The sequence below is a fragment of the Litorilituus sediminis genome, assembly GCF_004295665.1.
GTDB classification, from domain to species: domain Bacteria; phylum Pseudomonadota; class Gammaproteobacteria; order Enterobacterales; family Alteromonadaceae; genus Colwellia; species Colwellia sediminis.
This window is the reverse complement of sequence record NZ_CP034759.1, coordinates 3,626,249-3,651,157: the sequence shown is the minus strand read 5'-3', so window position 1 is coordinate 3,651,157 and position 24,909 is coordinate 3,626,249. Positions and strand designations below refer to the sequence as shown.

25 protein-coding genes are annotated in these 24,909 nt (G+C 39.4%); 4 read left to right on the top strand and 21 right to left on the bottom strand.

Annotated elements, in window-relative coordinates:
- Positions 1 to 386: 386 nt before the first annotated feature.
- The 14 genes from EMK97_RS16200 to EMK97_RS16140 form a co-directional block, all read right to left on the bottom strand.
- Entirely contained in the window at positions 387 to 830 is a 444-nt protein-coding gene (locus EMK97_RS16200; RefSeq protein WP_130603828.1) for a GNAT family N-acetyltransferase, read from the bottom strand.
- Positions 831 to 842: 12 nt separating this feature from the next.
- Positions 843 to 1,256: a DUF4124 domain-containing protein gene (locus tag EMK97_RS16195; RefSeq protein ID WP_170176789.1), complete on the bottom strand. Its 414-nt coding sequence runs from the start codon at positions 1,254 to 1,256 to the stop codon at positions 843 to 845.
- A gap of 97 nt (positions 1,257 to 1,353) precedes the next feature.
- A complete protein-coding gene (locus EMK97_RS19070; RefSeq protein WP_170176788.1) occupies positions 1,354 to 1,527 on the bottom strand; it encodes a hypothetical protein in 174 nt (57 codons plus the stop codon).
- Between the two features lie 126 nt (positions 1,528 to 1,653).
- On the bottom strand, positions 1,654 to 1,863 hold the full coding sequence (locus tag EMK97_RS16190; protein ID WP_130603826.1) for a hypothetical protein: 210 nt from the start codon (positions 1,861 to 1,863) through the stop codon (positions 1,654 to 1,656).
- A gap of 85 nt (positions 1,864 to 1,948) precedes the next feature.
- Complete coding sequence (locus tag EMK97_RS16185) at positions 1,949 to 2,398, bottom strand: GyrI-like domain-containing protein (protein WP_130603825.1); 450 nt, start codon at positions 2,396 to 2,398, stop codon at positions 1,949 to 1,951.
- Positions 2,399 to 2,490: 92 nt separating this feature from the next.
- Positions 2,491 to 3,171, bottom strand: coding sequence for a DUF4386 family protein (locus EMK97_RS16180; protein ID WP_130603824.1), 681 nt, complete (start codon positions 3,169 to 3,171; stop codon positions 2,491 to 2,493).
- 281 nt (positions 3,172 to 3,452) lie between these two features.
- Positions 3,453 to 3,749: a hypothetical protein gene (locus EMK97_RS16175; RefSeq protein ID WP_130603823.1), complete on the bottom strand. Its 297-nt coding sequence runs from the start codon at positions 3,747 to 3,749 to the stop codon at positions 3,453 to 3,455.
- Between the two features lie 611 nt (positions 3,750 to 4,360).
- Positions 4,361 to 4,555, bottom strand: a complete 195-nt coding sequence (locus EMK97_RS16170) for a hypothetical protein (RefSeq protein WP_130603822.1) — start codon at positions 4,553 to 4,555, stop codon at positions 4,361 to 4,363.
- 307 nt (positions 4,556 to 4,862) lie between these two features.
- On the bottom strand, positions 4,863 to 6,209 hold the full coding sequence (locus EMK97_RS16165; RefSeq protein ID WP_130603821.1) for a tetratricopeptide repeat protein: 1,347 nt from the start codon (positions 6,207 to 6,209) through the stop codon (positions 4,863 to 4,865).
- A gap of 77 nt (positions 6,210 to 6,286) precedes the next feature.
- Positions 6,287 to 6,892 carry a TonB family protein gene (locus tag EMK97_RS16160; RefSeq protein WP_130604520.1) on the bottom strand — a complete coding sequence of 202 codons (606 nt, stop codon included), beginning with the start codon at positions 6,890 to 6,892 and terminating at the stop codon, positions 6,287 to 6,289.
- Between the two features lie 47 nt (positions 6,893 to 6,939).
- Positions 6,940 to 7,350 carry an ExbD/TolR family protein gene (locus tag EMK97_RS16155; RefSeq protein WP_130603820.1) on the bottom strand — a complete coding sequence of 137 codons (411 nt, stop codon included), beginning with the start codon at positions 7,348 to 7,350 and terminating at the stop codon, positions 6,940 to 6,942.
- Positions 7,351 to 7,407: 57 nt separating this feature from the next.
- Positions 7,408 to 7,935: a MotA/TolQ/ExbB proton channel family protein gene (locus EMK97_RS16150; protein ID WP_130603819.1), complete on the bottom strand. Its 528-nt coding sequence runs from the start codon at positions 7,933 to 7,935 to the stop codon at positions 7,408 to 7,410.
- Between the two features lie 2 nt (positions 7,936 to 7,937).
- Positions 7,938 to 9,365: a MotA/TolQ/ExbB proton channel family protein gene (locus EMK97_RS16145; RefSeq protein ID WP_130603818.1), complete on the bottom strand. Its 1,428-nt coding sequence runs from the start codon at positions 9,363 to 9,365 to the stop codon at positions 7,938 to 7,940.
- Positions 9,366 to 9,370: 5 nt separating this feature from the next.
- The gene (locus tag EMK97_RS16140) at positions 9,371 to 10,168 is read right to left on the bottom strand and encodes a DUF3450 domain-containing protein (protein WP_130603817.1); all 798 of its coding nucleotides are present in this window, start codon (positions 10,166 to 10,168) and stop codon (positions 9,371 to 9,373) included.
- Positions 10,169 to 10,497: 329 nt separating this feature from the next.
- Here EMK97_RS16140 and ppk1 point away from each other — a divergent pair, with 329 nt between their 5' ends.
- Positions 10,498 to 12,609 carry a polyphosphate kinase 1 gene (ppk1, locus tag EMK97_RS16135; RefSeq protein WP_130603816.1) on the top strand — a complete coding sequence of 704 codons (2,112 nt, stop codon included), beginning with the start codon at positions 10,498 to 10,500 and terminating at the stop codon, positions 12,607 to 12,609.
- Positions 12,563 to 14,083 carry an exopolyphosphatase gene (gene ppx, locus EMK97_RS16130; RefSeq protein WP_130603815.1) on the top strand — a complete coding sequence of 507 codons (1,521 nt, stop codon included), beginning with the start codon at positions 12,563 to 12,565 and terminating at the stop codon, positions 14,081 to 14,083. The genes ppk1 and ppx overlap by 47 nt, the downstream gene beginning before the upstream one ends.
- 141 nt (positions 14,084 to 14,224) lie before the next feature.
- Here the strand turns inward: ppx and EMK97_RS19250 are convergent, their stop codons facing one another.
- On the bottom strand, positions 14,225 to 14,830 hold the full coding sequence (locus EMK97_RS19250) for a PEP-CTERM sorting domain-containing protein (RefSeq protein WP_246028816.1): 606 nt from the start codon (positions 14,828 to 14,830) through the stop codon (positions 14,225 to 14,227).
- Between the two features lie 568 nt (positions 14,831 to 15,398).
- On the opposite strand from EMK97_RS19250, the gene EMK97_RS16120 reads away from it, so the two are divergent.
- Together EMK97_RS16120 and EMK97_RS16115 are read left to right on the top strand one after the other, a co-directional pair.
- Entirely contained in the window at positions 15,399 to 15,821 is a 423-nt protein-coding gene (locus tag EMK97_RS16120) for a DUF5412 family protein (RefSeq protein ID WP_130603814.1), read from the top strand.
- 13 nt (positions 15,822 to 15,834) lie between these two features.
- On the top strand, positions 15,835 to 16,287 hold the full coding sequence (locus EMK97_RS16115) for a GNAT family N-acetyltransferase (RefSeq protein WP_130603813.1): 453 nt from the start codon (positions 15,835 to 15,837) through the stop codon (positions 16,285 to 16,287).
- Between the two features lie 89 nt (positions 16,288 to 16,376).
- Here the strand turns inward: EMK97_RS16115 and EMK97_RS16110 are convergent, their stop codons facing one another.
- The 6 genes from EMK97_RS16110 to trmD all read right to left on the bottom strand — a co-directional run bounded on the left by EMK97_RS16110 (position 16,377) and on the right by trmD (position 24,860).
- On the bottom strand, positions 16,377 to 19,079 hold the full coding sequence (locus EMK97_RS16110; protein ID WP_130603812.1) for a TonB-dependent receptor domain-containing protein: 2,703 nt from the start codon (positions 19,077 to 19,079) through the stop codon (positions 16,377 to 16,379).
- A 353-nt stretch (positions 19,080 to 19,432) separates the two neighbouring features.
- A complete protein-coding gene (locus EMK97_RS16105) occupies positions 19,433 to 22,294 on the bottom strand; it encodes a hypothetical protein (protein ID WP_130603811.1) in 2,862 nt (953 codons plus the stop codon).
- Positions 22,295 to 22,731: 437 nt separating this feature from the next.
- On the bottom strand, positions 22,732 to 23,025 hold the full coding sequence (locus EMK97_RS16100) for a hypothetical protein (RefSeq protein WP_130603810.1): 294 nt from the start codon (positions 23,023 to 23,025) through the stop codon (positions 22,732 to 22,734).
- A 364-nt stretch (positions 23,026 to 23,389) separates the two neighbouring features.
- The gene (gene arfA / locus EMK97_RS16095; RefSeq protein ID WP_130603809.1) at positions 23,390 to 23,599 is read right to left on the bottom strand and encodes an alternative ribosome rescue factor ArfA; all 210 of its coding nucleotides are present in this window, start codon (positions 23,597 to 23,599) and stop codon (positions 23,390 to 23,392) included.
- A 139-nt stretch (positions 23,600 to 23,738) separates the two neighbouring features.
- On the bottom strand, positions 23,739 to 24,092 hold the full coding sequence (gene rplS / locus EMK97_RS16090) for a 50S ribosomal protein L19 (protein ID WP_130603808.1): 354 nt from the start codon (positions 24,090 to 24,092) through the stop codon (positions 23,739 to 23,741).
- Positions 24,093 to 24,128: 36 nt separating this feature from the next.
- The gene (trmD, locus tag EMK97_RS16085; RefSeq protein ID WP_130604519.1) at positions 24,129 to 24,860 is read right to left on the bottom strand and encodes a tRNA (guanosine(37)-N1)-methyltransferase TrmD; all 732 of its coding nucleotides are present in this window, start codon (positions 24,858 to 24,860) and stop codon (positions 24,129 to 24,131) included.
- Positions 24,861 to 24,909: the final 49 nt, after the last annotated feature.

Genomic DNA, 24,909 nt, shown 5'->3' with positions numbered 1-24,909 from the left:
TAATTGCAAAGAATGGTTATTCCCTTGTTAAAATTAGCAACGCTGGGTATAAGCCTTTTAAACTCGCCCTTTGGGAGTTCAAGAATAACATGATAACTGCACAATATTTATTTGATGTAGAACGACTATATCTTCATAAATCTTGCTTGTTCTAATGCTATTCTTGTAACTCTAAGTGACTAAATATTTAATCAAATTGGTATTATACCTTTACACCAAACATATATAGCAAATTCATCAACTAACAAACATCAATAAAGTTAACGCAGTATCTTTTGATACCTTCATTATTATGTTTATAAGAAATGATAGTTACTAGGGGATACCTTAAAGAGGATATTAAGGTATGGCAAAGAAGAAAATGTAAAACATCATGACAAAACCCGTTAGCCAGAGGGCTTAATAACAAAGCCTTTTTCAATACCACTTTGAAAGCCAACGGATTGATACAAGGCGTGGGCTGCACTTAATTGCTCGCCAGAAAGTAGCATTAATTTACCACAGTTTTTTTGCCAAGCCAGTTCTATCGCAAACTCTAACACTTGTTTACTAAAGCCGCGGCGGCGAAAATTACTCGCGGTAATAACATGTTCAATAATACCAAAGGGTCTAGCGCCATTAGCAATACTCAAATTAATAGTTAAAGCACAGCTAGACGCTAGCTCTCCATCTACCTCTGCGACAACAACATGGGTGCGTTCATCTGACATCATCATTTGCCAATGCGCTTCGGCTTCGGCATCTAACAACTCAGGATCATGAGGTCTAAGCTCTTTATAAAGCTTAAGCAACTTGGGTAAATCATCATAACTAGCAAGTCTAATAGTCATTGGCTTTAAGCCCTACTGAATAAGGTACTGAACTTTGCTTAAGGTGCTGCCATCATGATTTAAAAAGCACTTATAGGGCTTTACGCCAATATAGGCGCCATATTTATCCAGAGCATTTAACTCAAGAATTAATACTTGTCGTGCACCACTGCTATCATTAACCCACACTTTATTAGCTGAAATTAGCTCTAGGGTATGAGGCAGTTCAAATTTTGGTTTATGATAAGCAAGGCACTCCTTTTGCACAGCCTCTTCATCAGCTTTACTTTGCGACTTACCTGAAGAGCTATCCACATCAATGGTTTCAAACTGATCGTCACAAGGCGTTTGACTAAACGTGGTTACACCATTAACGGTACACTTATATACAGAACTGCTATGAGCTGAAAAGGAAAGGAAAATAACCAAAATAAATAGTGCTCTCATAACTTCTCCCATATCAAGCCTGATTAAATCGAACGCCAGTATAATACTAAAAAAGGTAAATTAACGCATAATTAATTGTTTCAATGACAGAGCACTATTACTTTTTGCTATAAACAACGCCGAAAAAATGTATTGCAATCAGGGCGTAAATCGCATCTTCTAAATACAGGTGAATATTATTGGCAAAGTTAAACATAGCTTGCTCAGTAGTATGTTGTGAAAAAAACAAAATATTTAATATATGCAATGAGTGCTCGTAATTGTTAATCATCAACACGCCTGAAATCATCAAGCTCAGTAGCACTAAGTACATTAAGGCATGAATAAAATAAACAAACCTTTGATGATAAACACTCTTAAAAATCGGTTTATAAGCTTTTGCTAAGAATTTTTTTGACTAAATAGCTCTAGCCAATAACAACACAAACACCAGTACCGCCATAATAAAGTGTACTTCTATTGCATCTTGTTTATGCTCAATAGTCCCTTTGATTCGATAATCAATATTATGTATTTGCGTCCCCATAATAAGTAGCATACCCAAAATTAAGCTTGATGCACTCCAATGCAAAACTCTATCAATAACATAACTTGTTTTATCTAACATTCCCGTACCTTTAACTGTTTGCCCTGGTGAAAATTTTGAATTTAGCTAAAAAATATTAACCTTCACTTAGCAATAATTAATTGAACTACTTAATTGCGATATGCACTTCAATTTCATTGCCGTTAGGGTAATACTCAAAGTCAGTGGTAAACAATCGCTGCTGCGCTAGACTCTCTTGCAAAAAGTACTGCCAAACCTCTGTCCAAGCATCAATGGCTATTTGCGGCATCTCTCCCGTGTGTTTAAACACAAGGTAATTTCCTTGCTTTATTGTAATAGGCTCTAAGTTAGCTTCTGCTGGAAAATCACTACCATCAAATGCAGCATGCACAGTAAACTTACCCGTATGATCAGACTCATAATCAGAGTAAATACCATATACCCTTTCACCATTTTGATAATCTACTGGTACAGCATCATCAAATGTTTGCCACAACTCAGGTATTTTCCCTGCATCTGGTGTCATTTCACTGGCATTATCCGTTCTAGCACTTAAGCCATATAAGGTTTTTTCTTCAACAATTTTTACTTCCAAAAGTATCTCCTTTTAATTATGCCTACTTTCAGAGCTGCAAACATAAAACACAATATTATCTTTTAACTAACACTTGGTGCGCTTTCTACTGGCTATTCAGCACCTTTAGGCGCGTCGTTTAACATAGCTATGCCTAGCAAAATAAACCACACTATTTGCCCTAAACCGAAAATCGCCGTACTTATTTCAAAAAACATATTAGTAGCTAAAAATGACAACCCTGAGAACAAGGTTAATACGCCAGCAATACCAACTAGAGCGCCCCAATAATGAACAAAAGCGCCGTAAATTTTATTTTTAACACCTATATAACTAATGGCCAATACCCATACTGCGCCAACAAGTTCAATGCCGCCACCCAGCGCATCAACAATAGTATTCACAGTACGATTAATTGTTAGCGCTTGTGTTGCATCTATAGCATGATACTTAACTAACGCTTCTAGGCCGGTTAGAAAAATAAAGCTGCTTGAGAGAACCATAAATACCCAAAGGTAACCAACAACCGCGGTAAACCTCATCAGCTCAGGTGAAACTTGTTTAAAGCGCTGATAATTAGCCTGAACCAAAACAATTAAAGCAAAGCTAAAGACAATGCCACTAACTAAATAGCCTAAAAAATAGCTATCTCTGTTTTGAATAATAAACTCAAGATAACGCTCAGGGGCTTCATATCCGCTTGAATCAAGCACAACAAAAAACAAGACAAAGCCAAATATATAGGTACAGGCTTCTAACAGGGCGACAGCTCCACCCCACTTTTGTAATGACATTAACGAATTCCTTGATTGAATTTTTCTTATAAGGTTATCAGCCTAGGTAAAACGATCACACGGGCAACATTAGGAAAAACGTTAGCAAATATTTCTATAGTAATTCAACTAGCCAGAGCATAATTACGATTAAAATATCATTATCATAAATCGGTGCAAGCTACATTCTTTTAATGCTATAAGTGCAATGAAGGGTAAATAACAGTTTGCTAATATGTGAAACGAACTAGAACCGAGCAAATTGTTACAAGTCCGACTTGAAAGCCCTTGATACTTACGGGTTAATGCCAAAACCCATATGGAAAGTTATCAGGATTGTCAGGTAAATCCCTCCAACCACTTAGCTTATCAACATACTTTCGCTTAAAGTTTCTCTTCCTTGCACCATATGGTGCAAGGTTGGCTATAACTTCAAGCAAATCATTGGCGTTCGGGGAACTTCTTCCATTGTCTGCAATAACGCTACGTAATGTCGGTAGTAACAACAGATATGCTTTATTGGCATCAGCTTTACTTTTAAATACGCCAAAAATGGTGCTACCAAGGCCAAACCCTTTACTCAAAAGAGACAAAGACATAAAAATTCCTTTTTTAAATTATGGTTGAATTGTTTAATGATTAGTTGATTTATTTTGCTTCAAAAGTTGAACAACGACATAGCAAACGGGAGTAATAAAGATCAGTGTTATAAATGATAATGCATACATTTCGTAAGCACTATAGCCACCTGCATTAAATTCAAAGTACATCGACAACCCGTCACTAATGAGCATACCAGCAATAAAAAAGCAACACAAAACTTTGTTTTTAAACAACTTACGTAATGATGAGCTATACGCATATGCGTATAAACAGATTAAAATGAAGGGGAGAATCACTAAATTTATTACCCCTAACCATAATGGTATTTCAGGTTGAAGAATGGGCGGTAAAGTCGCCAATTGATATAAATTGTATATACTTGATATGAGGTGTATAAAAAAGAACATCTTCCAAAATATTTTTTTATCCATGTGCAATCCATGCAAACTTTTATTATACAAGTTAAACAAAAAGTTAGCGTTAACGCAATACTTCTATTTGAGTAACTAACGCCCACCATAATAGGCAAATAATGCTTGGCTATAATAGCGACGCAAGAGCAAAGCCAAGCTGTATTTTTCCTGATTTATTTGCTTGATAGCAGTATTTATAATGCAGAACCTTTATTAGCCCGACCACCTATAATACTTGCTAAAACTGCACACCATATAGCTGTGACAACTCCCATTAATGCAGGAGTTGACTCTATTGCAGATGACATATGGAGGCCAAATAGAGTTCCTACTAGACCAAAAGATAAACCAGCAATAGCAAAGAATTTATTGTGTGTTTGAATTTTCATGTAACTCTCCATGTTTTGATAAATGATTATACAGCTAACTAGAAGGAAAATTCCCTTGTTTAAACACAGAAAACTCCTTCTTTCACTAACCTCAAATTGTATACAGTACATATCATTTTAATTTTTATCAATTACTTATTACGGAGGAGTTCAACTGAACGGCATGTATAGGTAAGAGATTCCTTTTCTATGTAAAATGGTATTAATCGCTTATCAAAAAACTTAACTCCACAACTCTTTTCAGAGTAAATACACATAAAAAAAGCGCCTTTCGGCGCTTTCTAGATAAACAAGTTCAGCTCATAACTTAGTTAAGCATTGCCAATTGAACTTTATGACTCTCTCGCTCACGCTCTACATATTTAGCCCATTGTTGTGCGGTTTTTTGCACTTTTGGTTGCTTGCTTGCTTTTGCAAAGGCAGTTAATGATTTGTCAAAACGCTTTAAGTTAAAGTTCGCCATACCTTGTGCTAAATACATATTGCCTAAATAGCTGTTAGCTGCGGCTTTATCTTCTGCTGAGTTTTGCTCAAAACGGGTAATGGCATTTTGCGCAGCAGTAATCGCTTGCTGCCACTGCTCATTATTAAGGTAAGTTTGCGCTAATAGTGCATCATACTTACCTGAAGAAGCAATGCCGCTAACTTTAGTCAGCACTTTAATTGCCTGCTTATCTTCTTTAGCCGCTAAATAAGCTCTGGCAAGCACATCTAAGTTTTTCTCATCGGCTACCACTGTGCCTTCTTCAATCGCACCCGCTAATAACTTAGCACTTTTATACGGCGCATTATGAAATAAGTACAATTGCGCTAAAGTTAAAACGTCTGCCGATTTAGTTACATAACCGGCTTGATAAGCCGCTTCCATTACCGCCATTTGCTTGTCTTCTTGACCAATTTCGCCATACATGCCCGATAACTGTAACCAATATTCTGGCTTATCGTAATAACGTACCAATTGCTCAATTACTTTGGTGACTTGCTCAGGTTGTTTTAACTCATAATACGCAGCACGCTGCAAAATCAACCAGTTTTCTTTTGGCAGTTTATTTTCTTGCTCAACCATAGCAATGGCTTGGTTGATATAATCTAAACTTTGCTGATATTGCTTGCTTTGATAATGCACCTGAGCAAACAAAATTTGCTGATTTGCTGTTAAGTCTTTGGCATTAACTTTTTGCCATTGCGATAGATATTCTAACGCTTGCGGATAATCTTGCTCTTGCATAGACAACTGAGCTAATGAGTAAAGTGTCGAAATAACTAAACTGTCAGGAATAACACCATGATCAGCAACAACCTTTTTAAAGCTATCGATAGCCATGGCAATATCGTCATTGCCGTAGTACATAAAGCCATAAAAGTTAAACAGCATAGCTTTTTCATAACTGTTTAAACTGTCAATGCGATCATGTACCTGCTCTAGTACTTCAAAGCCTTCAATTTTATCGCCGTCATCGGCAAGCTTTTGTGCTCTTGCAAGTTGAGCATAAACACGGTTACGCATAGCAGGTACTTTTTTGCTGGCACGATAGCTTTTATGCTCTTTTTTCGCTTCTTTGGCTTCACTCGCCTGAGCAACGTTAAGGCTACTTGGTGCAATAACAAAAGCACCGAGTGCGCCTAGTAATAAGATTGCTGTTGATTTTTTCATGTTCTCTTCCTTATCACAGGAGTGTTTTTCTACATTTACGTAATTTATTACGGCTTATTTTCTGCTTGGCTTAGCGCTTAGCCATCAATTTCAAAGCTAATACGGTTTTGCACGCCAGCAACTTCCATAGCAACGCCATCTACAACGCGAGGTTTGTATTTAAACTTCACTACTGCATCTAAAGCCGCACGTTCAAATACACCTTCAGGTTGTGCGCTTACTACGACAGGGTCTTTTACGGCTCCTGTTTTAGTAACAACAAACTCAACGACTACAAAGCCTTCAATGCCACGTGCCTGTGCACGTCTTGGGTAAACCGCCGCCACTTTAACAATCGGTAAATAATCACCGTCATTACTGTCTAAACTTAAACCGCCAGATAAACCACCGTCGGTTTGAATATCAGCAGCAAATTGACTTTTAACCCCTTGCGAATTTGGGTTAGCTTGTTGCATTGGTGGCGTTACCATTGGTGGTGGTGGCTCTTTAGGTTTCGCTGGCTTTTGCGGCTTACGCTCTTTTTTCGCTACCACTTCATCTTGCTTTAAGCGAATAAAATCAAGCACGTTGCCCTTTACTGGCTCAGTCATGGCGTCATTACCACCAGCAATCAGCTTTTGCATGCCCCACAGTAAAAGAAAGGTCATGATCACCGCTAACGTACCGGCAATCATATAACGCATGCCGCTGCGTAATATTGGTTGAGTCATCTTTTGTTCCTTACCAGCAACTAGGCCTCTTGTGCCGCAATAGATACGTCAAATACACCTGCAGCTCGCGCCGAGTCCATTACCTTAATTAAGGTATCGGTAGTGGCTTTTTTATCTGCTTGAATTACCACAGTACCTTGTGGATTTTCCGCTTTTAAACGCTCAATATTGGCTTGCACACTGCGAATATCCACTTTACGTTTATTAATCCAGATATCGCCTTTATCGCTAATAGCCACCAAAATATTGGCACGTTCTTTCTTCACAGCTGTTGCTGCTTCAGGGCGGTTAACATCAATACCCGCTTCTTTGACAAATGATGCCGTGACAATGAAAAAGATCAGGAGAATAAAAACAACATCCAGCATTGGTGTCATGTCGATATCTTCTTTGTCTTCTTGCTCTTGCAACATTTTATTTATATGACGCATTTTCTTCCTCGCATAAGTTTTGCAACTTAAGTATTCAATAGTTTTTGCTCACGGTTGTTAGTGGTTTACCGTCATACCGTCAGCTAATAATTCAGTTTCTTTTTGTGCATGGCGACGTAACCAAGTTACCGTGAATACGCCAGATAATGAGCCAACCATACCTGCCATGGTTGGAATGGTTGCCCGTGATACGCCAGAGGCCATTGAACGTGCATTACCACTACCTGAAATTGCCATTACATCAAATACTTCAATCATGCCGGTAACGGTTCCCAATAAACCTAACAATGGGCATAACACCACCAGTGATTGAATCAATACCAAATTACGATTTAACTTAGTAGCACCGCGCGAAATAAGCGCGGTGCGAATGTGCTCGCTATACCATGAGGTTTGATCTTTGCGCGCATCCCAGCTAGCAAGTAAATGCTTTTTAACTGCCTTGTAGCTATAAAATACAAAGACAAAGCGCTCAAAGATCATTAACCACATAATGAAGATCACCGCGGCAATTACCGTTAATACCTGTCCACCGGTATCCATAAATTCGGTAATTACATCGAGCATTTCCATTAGCGCAACCATAGTTACGCTCCTTGGCTTGCTGCTTGTTCTTCACGCTCAGAGCGCTCAGCAATAATGCCGGTACTTTCTTGTTGTAAAATATTGATGATGTTCTTACTGCGACCATTTAGGTAAGCAAAGATAAACACCATAGGAATCGCCACAACTAAGCCAAGTACCGTAGTAACAAGTGCTTGTGAAATACCACCGGCCATTAATTTAGGGTCACCTGTACCGAATAAAGTAATCGCTTGGAAGGTAGTAATCATACCTGTTACCGTACCTAATAAACCGATAAGCGGGGCAACAACTGAAATAATCTTGATTAAGCCTAACTTGCTAGAAAGCTTAGGTAATTCACGTAAAATTGATTCCGATAACTTCAACTCAAGCGTTTCAGTATCTAAATCTGGGTGCTTGTCTTTTACTTGCATTACACGGCCTAGTGGGTTGTCGTCTGATGCGGTGTCTGACGCTAGTTGACGATTTACTTTACGGCCAATAATCATTAATGAAATCAAACGTTCTAAGGCAATCAATAAACCAACTAAACCAATACCTAAAATGATGTAACCTACTGGGCCACCTTGGTCGATGCGCTCACGCGTATCAGGTGCTTGTACTAATAAACTTAAAATTGAACCGCCTGTTGGGTCAACAGCAAAGGCTGTTGTTTCACCTTGGCTGTTAATCAAGGCATCAACAGAATTTAAGTAACGAGTAGATGGCTGTCTAATTAGCTCAGCAACCGTACCAGTTTCATCGATATACTCTAGGTATTGACCATTGGCAATTAAGTTAAAGCCACCTACTCGAATCACTTCTGCTGGCTTACTTTCACCGTTCGCCATAACGACATCACGGTTGAACTTAACTACTTTGCCGCTTTGTGTCATTTCACGTTGTAGTTCAAACCATAAGCGCTCAATTTCTTCAATTGAAGCCAGCTTAGAGCTAGAACCCATGCTTTGGGCGAATTGATCTAAAAACTCACCACGACCAGGAATTTGCGCTGAAATGACTGAGGTTTGGAACTTACTGCGAGTATCGCCAGAAACTTGCTGCAGTACACCAAATAACTCTTTTAACTCACCTAAACGCTTATCTAAAGCATCGCCTTTATTGGCTAAGGTAATTTCATTTTCTTCAAAGTTTTGCTCTAACTGTGCACTGAGTTTTAACGCTGAGTCACGTTGAGCACGAATGTCATTTAACATACCTTGTTGCTGATTTACTTTCGCTTTAAATTCAGCTTCACGAGCTTTGTTTTGCGCTGACTGCGCCACTTTGCCTTGCTCAAGTTGCTTTAATAGTTGGTCTAAGTTAGCCGCTTGCTCTGCATGAGCAGCTCCGGCTAATAGCGTGAAAGATACTGCAGCCGTCGTAAATACTTGCTTAACAGCGCCACCTAGCTTATTCAATGTAGGTAAAGATAATATTGAAGTAGTCATGTTATTTACTCTGCAGATGAAGTTGTTAAACCAGATACTGGTACAAAAATAAGATCAGGCGATAACTGTTTACGAGCAATACGTAATGCCTTATTAACACCTAAGCGATAGTCTTGCGATAACGCTTGCCAGTTACCTTGAGCTTGTTGCCACTGACCTAAACGGCTGCCATCGCGCGTTTGATACACTAAGCTAACGCGACCAACACGTAAGAAATCAACATCAGTTTCTTGACCATCTAAGGTTAAAATGCCGCTATAAGCTTCAATAGTGCGACCGTAGTCCACCTCAATTTGATACGCTTCTAATACACGACGAAACTTCTCAGACACCGCAATGTCAGCACGTGTCATCATAGTTTTTAAATCATTAATACGCTTAGCACGCTCTTCTGGTAAAAATGGCACATCAAGGGCAACAAACTCTTCTAGCGTTGAAATCATTCTTGCCATAAGTGGCGAAATTTGACGCTCAATAATGCTTACTTGCTCCATTGACTCAGCAAGTTGAGCTAATTCAGTCATTTGGTTATCAAGCTGTGCCTGCATTTGTTGGTTATAAACATTTAAGCCATCAAGCTCTTTCGTTACCGTATTAAATTGCTGTAACTTAGTTTGTGCTTGTTCAGTGAATGTATTCACTTTTTGCTGTGATTTTGCCGCAGATTCTGTGATCTTTTGCCCAGCATCAACCACATCAGTTAGTTGATCTGTTTGCTGTCCGCTCGCCATTGCCGGCATAAGTAGCGTACTGGCACTGATACTAAGCAAAAAACTTGCTTTGCAAAGTGAAGATAACTTCATAGGTTTACCTTTCTTATTGATAAATTAATCAGGCTAAATGCAGCCCAAATTGAATATGCGCAAGTTTACTTGTTAAATGTGACACTTAAGTTGTAAAAACATGACACTTAAGTTGCACTAATATTTCAGTTAAATGACAAGCCATAACCAAAGCCAGTAAAATAAAGGCATCAGCTATTAAGCTCTTTTTATGCCCTATATGAATATTTTCTCTTGGGCAAATTTGTCGTCATTAACGTCATCAAATTGCAACACTCGCCTCCTACACTTCGCCTTTTCTATTGACAATTCCTTGTCGGAATAATGTTTGTTGTTAGGAGTGCATCAACATGAAATTTCTTGAGAAAGAGCTCAGTTGGCTTTCATTTAATCACCGCGTGCTACAAGAAGCACAAGATGTCAGCGTCCCCTTGCTTGAGCGTATTAAGTTTCTGGGTATCTACTCAAGTAATATGGATGAGTTCTATCGAGTACGTGTTGCCGATGTTCGCCGAAAAGTGCAATTTGCCAACACGGCAAAACAGCGACAACAAGCCGTAGCTCTATTTGATAATATTCAAGCTAAGGTTATCGAACTTCAGGAAATTTTCGATGACACTTACCAAGCCTTACTACAAGAGCTAGATAAGCATGATATTAGCCTGATTAATGAAATGCAGTTATCAGAGCAGCACCAAGTATGGCTAGAGCAGTATTTTAAAGATAAGCTGCGTCGGCATATATTTCCGTTGATCATTAACGAGCAAGTAAACTTAAAAGATCATATTAATGATGACTCAACCTATTTGATGGTGTCGATGACTAAAGCAGAACAAGTGCAATATGCGCTAGTTGAAGTGCCCAGTAGTAACGTGCCGCGCTTTGTTATTCTGCCAACTTGCCAAAGCCCTGCCAATACAGAAATCATTTTATTAGATAACGTAATTCGCCACTGCTTAGCGCAGATCTTTCAAGGTTTTTTTGAGTTTGAACAAATCAATGCTTACTCAATGAAATTAACCCGCGATGCTGAATTTGATGTCAGCAATGAATTTAGCCTGAGCTTGTCTGAACAAATGCAATCGGGTTTAAAAAAGCGCATCAGCGCCGAACCAACGCGCTTGGTTTACGATAAAAAAATGCCCCTAAGCATGCTCGCCATTCTTAAACAACATTTAGGCATAAGCTCTAACCAAGGGTTAATATCAGGTGGCAGGTACCACAGCTTTAAAGACTTTATTGAATTCCCAATCATAGGTAACGCCGATTTACACTATGATAAGTTACCAGCCCTAGAGCAAGACTACTTTAGCCGTTACGACAATGCTTTTTCCGCCATTCAAGCACGAGATATTCTGCTTTATTACCCCTACCATAAGTTCTCGTATTTTACTGAATGGTTACGACAAGCGGCTTATGATCCTAAAGTTGAGAAAATTGAAATATCCCTATATCGGGTTGCAAAAAAATCACGCATTATCGCCGCCCTGATTGAAGCGGTAAAAAATGGTAAAGAAGTTTGCGTTAATATAGAGCTACGTGCGCGCTTTGATGAAGAAGCAAACCTTAACTGGGCGGAAGTATTAACCAGTGCCGGAGCCAATGTAACCTTTGGCATTCCCAGCTTAAAAGTACACGCTAAAATTTGTTTAATTACCCGCAATGAGCACAATAATCGCGTACGCTATGCCCATATTGGTACGGGCAATTTTCATGAAAAAAATGCCAAAATCTATACCGACTTCAGCTTATTTACCTGCCAAAGTGAAATAACAGCCGAAGTCGCGCAAGTATTTGAGTTTATTAAATTCCCGTATTTGCAGTTTAACTTCAATCACTTAATGGTATCGCCGATTAACTCACGTGACACCATTGAAAGCTTAATCGACCAAGAGATCATCGCCGCGCACCATAACAACCCTTGTGGCATTACACTAAAAGTGAACAACTTGGTTGATCATGGCCTGATCAAAAAGCTTTATCAAGCTAGTAGCGCTGGCGTGCCAATAAAATTAATTGTGCGCGGTATTTGCTCACTAGTAACTGGCGTTGCCGGACAAAGTGAAAATATAACTGCCATCAGTTTGGTTGATCGTTTTTTAGAGCACCCTAGAGTTGCTATTTTTGAAAGTGCAGGTGAGCAAAAGGTGTTTATCTCTTCCGCTGATTGGATGACACGTAATATAGATCAACGCGTGGAAGTTGGCTGCCCTGTACTTTGCCCTCAGGTTAAACAGACTATTATTGATATCATTAATATTCAGTTAATGGACAATACTAAAGCCAGAGTATTAGATACACAGCAGAGCAATAGTTACCAAATAGCAAATAAGCCAGCAACAGGGCAAGTAGAGCCAATTCGCGCACAGCTCGCGATTCATCAATACTTAAAACAACAACAAAAGATAATTACCCATGAGCAAGATGACCACAAACGCCAACTTTGCCGCGACGCCGGATAGCCACAGCAAACATTATGTCGCTATTGATTTAGGCTCAAATAGCTTTCATATGATAGTTGCCCGCGAACAAGGCGGCTGTTTACAAATAGTGCACAGACAAAAGCAGCAAGTGCGCTTGGGCGCAGGCTTAAGCAGTGATAATTTACTCAACCAAGCCGCTATTGATAACGCCCTTGATTGTTTAAAAGAATTTAAGCAGTCAATCGAAAACCTAGCCGATATTTCAGTACGTATTGTTGCCACTTACGCATTAAGAAAAGCAAAAAATAGTGACGACTTTATTGAGCAAGCCAAAAAAGTTATTCCCTACCCTATCGATATTATTTCAGGGCAAATGGAAGCTGAGCTTATTTATAACGGTGTTGCGCATACCCAGCCAATTCGTGGCAAAACACTTATTGTAGATATTGGCGGCGGCAGTACTGAGTTTGTCATTGGTAATAAATTCTTCCCGCAATTAGCGGATAGCTTAGATATGGGCTGTATTAGCTATTATCAGCAATTTTTTAAAAGCGGTGTGATCAGCGCTGACATGATGAAAGCTGCGCAGCAAGATGCTGAAGAAAAATTACAAGCAATTGCCGATAAATACCGTAAATGCTCATGGAAAATGGCGCTAGGCACTTCTGGCTCAATCAAGGTGATTAGCCAAATTATGTTAGCACTTTACGGCGATGAAAAAATATCAGCGAAGCGTTTAAAGCGCTTGGTAAAACAGTTAATCCTTTGGGGGCATAGCAACAACCTACCACTACATTGTATTGAAGAACAAAGACGCCCGCTTATTGCCGGTGCTGTAGCTATATTGTCAGCATGCTTTAAACAGCTTAATATTCAACACATAACCTTTAGCCAAGGTGGCGTGCGCGAAGGTGTATTATATCAGTTAAGTGATTTAAGAACCGATATTGATACGCGCGAGCGAACTATCAATAATTTAGTCAAACTACATCATATTGACCAGCGCTTTAGTCAAAGCGTACAAGCTCAAATCCACACCTTTATTGAGCAGCTAAACAACACGGCAATTGCTTTAACGCCTGATGAAATTACCTTATTGATGTGGAGCGCACAGCTTCACGAAATAGGTATATCCATCAATGCCAAAAAACGCCACCGTCATGGCGCCTATATTATTGAGCATAGTGATATGCCAGGTTTTAGCGAAACAGAGCAGCGAACCATTGCCGCTATGGTGTCGCACCATCGCGCGAAGATAAAATTTAAGTTTAAAGCGGAGAATTACAGCATCAGCAATAGCCGCCTTAAATTATTAATTCAACTACTGCGCTTGGCGATTTTATTTACCCAAGGTAGAGTGCAAACCAAGCCAACACCGGCCAACATTCAATTTCATGATACCTCATTAGCCATTGCGACAAGCGAGCAACAACAACTTAATAAAAAGCTCATCAATGAAGTACAAATGCAACAAGACGCCGGTTTATCACTAACCTTGTATCAAATGAAGTAGTTAATTGCATAAGTTTTACGAGAACTGTCAGGTCAACTGGTCAATACAACGCTATCATTAATCAAGTGAGGAGTTGCTATGACACAAAAAAGCATCAATCATGACAATTGATGCTTTCTAGAATTAAACAATTTTAAATTATTAAGATTGTTTCTTAAATCGACGCGATGCTAAACCCATAATTCCTAGTGATAAAATAGCTAGTGTTGATGGTTCTGGAACATCGACTGGTGAATATGCAGAACTATATGTTGTTATTGTTGCTCTTTCCCAACCAGCAATATCTGCTCTAAAATTTGATCCTACTTGCTCATAATAACTTAAGTCAAAATTGCCTGTTACTCCTGAAATAGTCGCATTAGACCATGCTGCTGGAAGAGCTTGCGGATATGTTAATGTCTTTGCAGTATTGAATAAAAAATGAAGAAATGGTGAAGAGGAAAACACACCAGTTGCGATATCAGGTGCTAAATTTGCAAAAGTACTGTTCCATAACCCCGATACCCCGCTATAAACTAACGAGCCACTCCGCCCATCAGCCAATTCAATATAAAGACCTATTTTATTTGCATTAAGAGAATCGCTATTCCCCCATATAAATTCGGGCATTTCACCTGCTGTACTCTCTAGATCAACCCACTCTTTAATGCTTCCCATACCATCTAATTGAATCAAGCCTGCATTTGCAATAGTACTTACAGATAAGATTAAACTAGTTAATGCTGCTTTTAACATTTTTATATTCATTTTGTTTTCCTTTTTAATCCCCTTCCATTGATTTTGTTAGGTGATCGTAAAAAAGTAATTTTATAATCTTTCTATAATAGTACAAAAAACATACCACAACAGTAATTGCTAAGAATTTCAACATGATGAAAAGTTAGGAAATATTTTGTACTGTAACGTTGTAAAGTTTTCTGACACAACCCAACTTTTCAACCAATGGAGTTAACAACATAATTTTTAACAAACATATAATTGAATTGATTTAACAATAAAAACATAATTAGGTGATTAAATTTCACTTAAAACCATAAAGAAATCATCACAATATTAGGTTTTAGTAGTGTTATTAATTAAAACTCACTAGTGCTAAATATTATATTCAAACACTATAACACCACTACAGAACAGTATATTCTACACCTTCCCACCACCTACTAAGGGACTTGTAGTCAGTAGCTACCATCTACAGCCATTGTTATATCTATATCGCAATATACTGATTCATATAAAAATACATTATGTTACTATGCTATAAGCTCTTAACTTTGTTAAAAATTTACCCTTAAAATGCAGGAAGCAACTTATACCTATGAATATTTGGAAAAGAATTGCAGCCTCAATCGCAATGCTAGCACTTGGTATTTTGGCCGTACTGGCCTTTCTATTTTTCCTTCTAAGCGCCAATGTTTGTGAAAACCAAGTATTTGCTGAGCAGCTTTCACCAAACAAAACGTATAAAGCTGTACTGTTTCAACGTGATTGCGGCGCTACCACAGGTTTTAGCAGTCAAGTTTCACTCTTAAACGCTGATAGCACGCTCGCTAACGAAAGCGGTAACATTATGGTGGTTGACGGTCATCCAGATAATAATGCTATAACACTGACTTGGTCATCTAATGATGAGCTTGTTATTTCACAAGCACGCTTTAGCAGGCAATATAAAGCAGAGCAAACTTGGGGCAGTTTTAACAAAATTAGTATTCGCTATATAACAGCGTCCAATTCAAATTAATGAGATAAACCTTATGTCTTCAACACTACGCTTTAGCGCCTATAGATCAAGAGACAAAAATAGTTGCCTTGCGCTATTTGATGAAAACTGTCCGAAATATTTTGCCGCCAATGAGCGTGAAGATTATGAAAATTTTCTTGATACTATGCCTGAAGGATATCAAGTATGTACCCTTGATGAAGCAGTTGTTGGCGCATTTGGCATTTTAGGCGACGAAGCAGATTATAAGCATATTAACTGGATATTAATTTCACCAAAATCACAAGGTTTAGGCATTGGTGCTCAATTTATGAAACGAGCCATAGCAGCTGGTAAAGCCAATCACCTTAAACATATAAAAATTGCCGCAAGTCATTTATCTGCGCCGTTTTTTGCAAAATTTGGTGCCATTAAGGTAAGTGAGCAAGCCCATGGTTGGGGACAGGATATGCATCGCATTGATATGGAATTAGCTATTAGTGGTTAGCGATAAGATAAAAAAAGCTACTAACCTAAGTTAGTAGCTTGTAACACAATCTTGCTGCGAGCAAGTTTTACCTAACGTGTTAAAGGGAACTAAAAATCCCACTTAAGTGCCACTTCAAAGCGAACGCCTTTGGTTTCGCTGCGAAGTAAGGTGTCATCAAAAGTGATTTCTTTATCCTGATTTAGCATGTTTTGTACTTTAAATTTCAACGTAGACGAATACGTTGGGTAATAAGTGTAAACAAAATCTAATGAATGGAATGGCTGCTCGTAAGCATCATCTTTATCATCAATACCAGGAATAATAATACGCTCAGCAAACACGTTATAAGCAAGTGTTGCACTGTGATTACCGTTTGCAGCATCCCAACCTAAGTTCATATTGACTACCCAAGGAGAATGACCTGTCATTGCTCTGGTTGGGTTAGTAATTGATGTTGAAACACCGGTTTGCTCAACCACTTTTTGCGTATCAATATTGATTTCTGATTCACTTAAGGTGAAGTTACCTGACAAGAAGAAACCTTCTGCGTATTCACCTAAGAAGTTAAAGTCTTTTAAGAATTCAACTTCCATACCGTAAACATAACCATCTTCGGCATTAGCGATACGAATAAGCGGTGGACCATCTTGTGATGGTGATTGTACCGCTTCAATAGGTAATTCCATATCTTTGTAGAATAAACCAACCGAGAGGTTTTCACCGCTTTCTAAATACCATTCCCAACGTAAATCGTAGTTATCAATTAGCGTACTTTTTACTGCTGGCGTACCACCAATTGGGAAACCTGTTAATGGGTCAATATAGGTTGCGGGTGCCACTTCACGGATATCTGGGCGAATAGTTGTTTGCGCATATGAGCCACGAAATTGCATTTGTGGGTTTAATTCATAAGTTAACGCTAATGCACCAAATACATCGTCTTCTTGGAAGGCTAAGTCTTCAAGCTCTTGCAAGGTTGGCGGCTCATTTTTAAAGTCAAACTTACCTGTTGCTGGATCTAGCGGAGCAACCACTTGACGATAATCTTCATAACGAAAACCTAAAGTTGCACGCCATTTCTGAGCAAAGAAGAAATCAGCATCAGCAAAATAAGCATCAATTAACTGACCAGAATAGTAATCATCACCCGCGGTTGAGGTATCACGCAATACTAACTCATTCGCTTTTAGCGGATGATTTAACATAACATCGTCGGTTAAGATGTTATTCATTTGATAACCCGTTAAATCAATGTCATCAAAGGCTAAGGTATTGATATCGACACGTCTTGCCATAGCATCACGTGTTTTTTCAACAAAGTTACCGCCGGCTTTTAACTCAACTTCAACCCCGTCAAAGCTTAACGGTAGTGAGAATTTAAAACAGTAGTTTTCTACGTTATCTTCTAAGTCTTGGAAGCTATAACGAGAGGCAGTGGTTGCTTTTCGTAATGAGCTTTCATTGATTAAATCAAAAATACCATCTTCTGGCTGACCGTTTGAGCCATCCGCGATAATATAACGGGTTGAAACATTACCAGGTGCATCACGATTAGAGCGCGCATCTGAATAGAACCAGTCTAAACCAATATTCCAAAAGTCAGAAAAATTATGGGTACCGCGAATTTGGTTGGCGATCATTTCACGCTCTTCGTAAATCACTTGGCTATCGCGAATACGTAAACCATCACTAATAGCAACGTTATTGCTGTTACCTAACTTGTCACGTACTTCATCGCGCGTATCGTGAAGGATTAATGAGCCAAATTCGATACGGTGTTCACGTCGAAACTCTAAACCTAGGTTTAACATGCCAGAAAAACGTACTGTATGTTCGGTTGATTGAATATCATCAAAACCGCGCACAAGTGTCCACTCACCTGCCTCGCCTTCTTGACCTTCCTCAAAGGTAAAATCTTGTCCTTCGTACCCTTCTGATACTTCCCACTTATTATCGTAAGAAACCGCCGATAAGAAACCTAAGCGGAAATCATCAAAATCAAAGCGATTACCTAAGGTGACATCAAAACCTGTATTTGGGTTGATGCTCGATTTTTCAGGATCGTAATCACGATTTAATTGTGCAGCAATTTCACGGTTATCAGACTGCGATAAGTCATTTAAGGACGTATAGCTGCTCCATAAATCTTTTAACGCTTGTGGTGCGGCACGTGTGCCATCATCTTTACCGTACCAATCGTCATCGCCACCGTTATAGGTTAGACCATCGTCAAAGTTATTTGAGTTACCACCGATTTTACCTTGCATGGTAAAAACAAAATCAGTTGGAATAGACTTTAAACGAACATCAACATTACCACCAGCAAAGTGTGCTGGCATAGACGCTGAATATGACTTTTGTACCGATAAAGATTCAATAATTGATGCTGGGAATAAATCTAACGGGATAACAGTACGTGTTGGATCTGGGCTTGGTACCGCAGCACCATTAAGTTGCGTACTTGAAAAGCGCTCACCTAAACCACGTACGTAAATAAACTTACCATCAACTAAAGTGATACCTGTAACACGACGTAATGCCGCAGCCGCGTTTGAATCACCTGTGCGCGAGATTTGCTCAGCACCAAGAATATCGGCAATAAAGGCTTGGTTTTTACGTTCTTGCATTACCGCACTGGCGGTACCTTTTAAGCGACTGGCTTTAACAACCACTTCTTCCATGGCTTGCGCGTCATCTTGCGCTTCTTCAGCCAATGCGCTGTAAGCTGGTAAGCTTGCCAAAACTGCAACCGCTAAGCTTGTTAGCGAAAAGCGTTTACTGTGCGGCTTTGGAAATATTTGCTTGTTCATTTCTAACCTCATGATAAGGAACTTGCATTCATACCAAGTGAAATAATTATTTAAGCAATTCAGAGCTGTGTCAGGGTGGTGAGAATAAAGCAAATTTATGCTGCTGTAGTCATTCTCCAGCAAAGAAATTTGTTAAATTATCGCCTTCCTGACAAGCTCCCTAGGGCGAGTTTAAAAGGCTTATATGCTGTGTTATTGATTTTGACAAGGGGTTACCATTCTCTGCAATCAATGCCTTGCCTATAAGCCTTTTAACTCTCGCTGAATGTTCAAATAGTTAATTCAATTGGTATGTCGAAAGCCGTCACTAATGGTTGGGAGTATTAGCGACGGCGTATTGAGCAATTAGCTGATTATTCTAGACCTACAGTCCAACCAGCAGTCCAGTTGTTGCTCTTAGTTACCGCACCGATGTGGCTGGCATTGTCAAAGAAAGCACTACCTGTGAAATCTTTGGCTGGCGTAGTATCAATTGTGAAGATACCGTCTAGCACATCAGTAGAAGTTGCCGCTTCTGAGTTATTCATGTTCTGATTTAATACCCAATCTTGTAAGTCAAGTAAGGTAATATCATCAGACTTATCCGCTGTACCTTGGTCAGCTTTAGAGTCCTTGAAGTTCTCACCACAAGCAAACACTGAGTTAGTAATTACCGTCTCACCCGCTACTGCTTGGTCAACGGTAGTTGAAGTTGTTTTACCACCTTCAATTTCAAAACACTCACCCATGCCTGCTGGACCTGTTACCACAAAGTTGTGTAACTGTGCTTTAGTACCGCGACGTAAGTAGATACCTTCTGAGTCTTTATCATCAGTATCGAAGTTGTTACCAATAATGGTTACGTTTGCCACAGTTGGGTTAGATTGTGGGCCTTTATCTGGCGTAGTTTTGTCGTTATCTGCTTCAATACCACGGTTACCTTCACCGTCGTTAGCATCGTGCTTAACAAGTACGTATTGGATGTTACCGCGGTAGCCTTGGTCCCAATCAACACTGTCATCTTTGTTAGACGTTAAAACAACATACTTAAGGTTTACCGTACCACCGAAGAACTCAACACCATCATCAGCATTTTCGTGTACTTGGATGTACTCAACTTTAGTACCTGAGCCAACACCACCAAAGGTGATACCGTTTAACTCGTTGTCTGTTGAGATTTCATAACCTGCGTGCTTAACAACAACATAGCGTAATGTACCTGAGCTATCTTCATCGTTTGTACCACCGTATACACCACCTTCTTGTACGCCTTCAACTTGTAAAGCACAGTCTGAGCCGTCATCTGGGCAGTCGTTTGAACGCGCGTTACCTAAGATAACCATACCGCCCCATTGACCTGATGAAGTTTCTTCACCGGCAACATCAGCACTTGAAGTAAAGGTAATTGGCGCGCTTGCACTACCGTTTGCTTCAATTTTTGAGTCACGGCTAATCACTAAGTAATCTTCACCTGAACGACCAAAAATAGTGGTACCTGCTTCAATATTTAATGTTGCGCTGTTAGCTTTATCTTCACCAATAAATACTGGGCCGTTTAACGCGTATAAGTTATTAGCTGTTAGCGTTAAATCGCTAGTAACCGTACCTGAAATTTCACAGGTCGTAGTTACGCCATCAGCAGGAGAAATTGCTGTAGTACCTGTAGGACAACCTTCAACTTCAGCTTGTGCTGTTACTACACCACCACCGAAACCGTATGCCCAACCTTGACGCCAGTCATTGCTGCCATCAAATGCACCAATGTAATCAACACTATCAAAGAAGCCATTTTGCGTGCTTGATACGTCTTGACCTGCACCAGCAGCAATTAATGGTGAGTTAGCATCAGGAATACCATCAGCGCCAATTAAGATTGAGTTGCTGATGCTGTTTGATGGCTCTGCCGTGAACCAGGTTTCTAAATCAAGTAATAAAGTATCGTCTGACTTATCAGAAGTACCTTGGTCTGCTTTAGCATCTTTAAAGTTTTCGCCGTTGCTACAAGCCATTACCGTGTTTTGAATAACAATCTTACCGCTGTTAGCATTATCAACCGTTACTGATGATGTTTTACCACCTTCAAGCTCTAAACACTCACCCATTTCGCTAGGGCCAGTCACTACAGTGTTGAATATTTTCGCTGCAGTACCGCGACGTAAGTAAATACCTTCAGAGTCTTTATCAGCGGTATCGAAGTTGTTACCGATAATAGTGATGTTAGAGATTGTTGGGTTAGATTGTGGCTCTTTATCTGGCGTAGTTTTGTCGTTATCCGCTTCAATAGCACGGTTTGCTTCACCAGCATTCTTCGCATGCTCAATGTAAGCATGTTGGATCATACCTTTATAACCTTGGTCCCAATCGATGCTGTCATCTTTGTTACCTGTTAACACTAAGTGTTTAACGTTAACTGCACCACCGAAGAACTCAACACCATCATCAGCGTTTGCGTGTACTTGGATGTAATCAACCATTGTACCTGAACCAACACCACCAAAGGTGATACCGTTTAATTCGTTGTCAGTTGCGATTTCATAACCAGCATTTTTAACAACAAGGTACTTTAAGCTACCTGAATTATCTTCCCAGTCAGTACCACCGTATACTGCACCTTCCGATACACCTTCAACTTGCAGCGCACAATCGCTGCCGTCATCTGGACAGTCATTTGATGGCGCGTTACCTAAAATAACTACACCGCCCCATTGACCTGCTGAAGTTTCTTCACCTTTAACATCTTGAATTGATGTCATGATAATTGGCTTAGATTTAGTACCTTCAGCCATGATTTTACCGTCACGTTGAACAACTAGGTAATCATTACCTGATTGGCCAAACATAACTACACCTGGCTCAATTGTTAAAGTAACTGAGCTATCTGAACGAGGCGTTGAATTACCTACTTCTAATGCACCATTGATTGCGTACATTACTGGCTTGCCGTTTTGGCTGGCAACTAAAGTTGTATCTTGTTCGATTTTGCTATCAAGAATTTGTACTTGTACATCAAAACCAAGTGCTCCTGAAACTTCAGTGCTTAACGCAGTATTTGCTTTACCAGGAAGTTCAACGCCGTTATCTGGATCTGGGTTAGTTGGTGCAGGGTTAGTAATATTTGTATCACCTACTGAATTATCCACCTCAGATGATAAGTTAATATCGCCACCACAGGCTGTTAAACCCAATGACAAGGCTGTTGCTATAACACTTAGTTTAAAGTTCTTTTTAGTTTGCATTTCTCAGTTGCTCCGCAGCAATGTATGAATGTTAAGTTTGATTTCATTCACTTTTTCTTTACTTCAATCAAAGTGAATAAATACATAAATTAAATTTCGCTACATGTTAGGGGAGAAAAATTACAGAAATGTTTTGAAAGTGTGACTTTTTGATGTCGGTAATATTGCAAACAGATGACAGCAGAATTTATTTTGCTTGCTCAGAAAGCGTGCAAAATCAGTAAAAAATGAGGGAAGTTAGCGGAAGTTATAACTATTAAAGGCTGGGCTTATTAAAAAACCTCAATAGCACAATCACACTAAAAAATAATAAAGTTGGGTAAATAACAATGAGAACAATACGAATATTACATTAAGCTTAGCGCTATTTCTTGTGCAAAGCTGAGGTTAAGTAGCAAAAGTAAAATATCGAACAAATTGCTCCTTATCCTAGCCAGCTAGATATCAATATCAAATCCGCCTTCTTTACTACGAAACAAACGACCAATAAGCCTAAATAGCCAAAAAAGTATTTCCATCGGAAACTCAATAATAAGTTCTAACACATCAAGAAAGACATTTTCTCGTTCTCGCTGGCCGCTGCGTTTACTTGGCCAGATAAGATAAGCCGCTAAAAAGCAGGCAAAGCTTGCTAATAAAGTTCCCCAATGAAAAGCGCCGATAAGTGAAAATATCAATACAGTACCAGCAATAAAGGTAAGTGTTGCCATGATTTCTCTGAGTGTTTCCATGCCTGATACTCCTTAATTCAAAATATTTAACGGTGCTTAAACACACTCCCTAAACCCTAGCACTCTCTAGTTAAGACTCACGCCATTGCCCAGCTAATGCTATCGCTTGTTGTAAAATAGGCCAATCTAATAAACTTCTTTGGTAGTCGCCTGCTTTTCCTGTAAAGAATTAATCACTAATATAGGTTAGCTGCAAGCTCAAGCCAAGTGCTAACTAGCTAATTAGTGAGGTGTTTAGTTGATATTTGCTACTCAATAACAGCAAATATCAACTAAATAAAAACACCTGTTTATATGAAAGGTAAGGCGAAAAGCCTTATTTAATCACGGCTGTCTTAACTAAATTAAAACAAGCTAAGTTAAATTAAGCAGCGATTAAATAAGGCTCTTGGCCTTGGTGTTTTGCTTTTCGTTTAAATGAGCCTTTACCTTTTTTCGCTTTAACTACCTGCATTTTATATACCTTTGAGGTAACTAAGGCTTTAAGGAAGTTATCTTTAATTTCGCCTCTTTCAAACTCAGTAGCATTGGTTGTTTTTTGCTGTTTTCTCAGCTTAGGCTTATGTTTAGCCATCATCTTTCCTTTTCGTTTTAATAGTTTTAATCGTCTACTTAGACTAGTGCAAAAATACAAAAAAGCCTGTGTGGTTTCCCACACAGGCTTTTCAGTTCTTTTCAAGCATTGCTTAGAATAATAATTGCTTAGCGCAATATTACTTCTTAGCCAACTTCTCTTTGATACGTGCAGAACGACCTGAACGCTCACGAAGATAGTAAAGTTTAGCTTGACGAACATCACCACGACGTTTAACTTCAATTGAGTCAACTAATGGGCTGTGTGTCTGGAATACACGCTCAACACCAACACCGTTCGAGATTTTACGAACTGTGAAAGCAGAGTGTAAGCCGCGGTTTTTAACAGCAATAACAACACCTTCAAATGCTTGAAGACGTGACTTATCACCTTCAGTAACTTTTACTTGAACTACTACAGTGTCGCCTGGTGCGAATGCTGGTAGGTCTTGCTTCATTTGCTCTTGCTCGAGCATTTCAATAATTTTACTCATAATTACCTTCTTCCTAGGTTTCACAGTCTGGGTGAATTACTGTTTCGCTTGTTTTTTAATTAAAGCTAACATTTTCTCCTGCTCAGCTGTCAGAGCTAGGTCAGTTAATAGTTCTGGTCTTCTGGTCCATGTCCTTAATAAGGATTGCTGTTGGCGCCATTGACGTATGTGTTCATGATTACCGCTCAGTAACACTTTGGGTACTGGCATTTGCTCTCCTTGCGGAGTTGCCAATACTTCTGGCCTTGTGTAATGCGGACAATCTAATAACCCATTTGAGAAAGAATCTTGCTCAGCTGAGTCTACATGTCCTAATACACCCGGCACTAACCGTGCTACCGCATCAATTACATTCATTGCTGGCAGTTCACCACCACTTAAAATGTAATCGCCGACCGACCATTCTTCGTCAACTAATGACTCGATTACTCGCTCGTCTATGCCTTCATAACGACCTGCTATAAATATCAGGCAGTCATCTTGCGCTAATTCACTTACGCCTTGTTGATCCAACTTTCGCCCTTGTGGCGACAAATAAATAACCTTTACGTTCCTACCATCTTTTTCTGCTGCAGCTTTTGCAGCATTGATGGCATCGGTTAACGGTTGTACCATCATCAACATCCCTGGACCACCGCCATAAGGTCGGTCATCTACAGTGCGATGTCGATCATGAGTAAAGTCTCTTGGGTTCCACTTGTGAAACTCAATAAGTCCGTTACGGATCGCTCGGCCTGTCACCCCATACTCGGTAATAGCATCAAACATTTCAGGAAAAAGGCTTATCACCCCAATCCATAAGCTCTTTTCAGAGTTT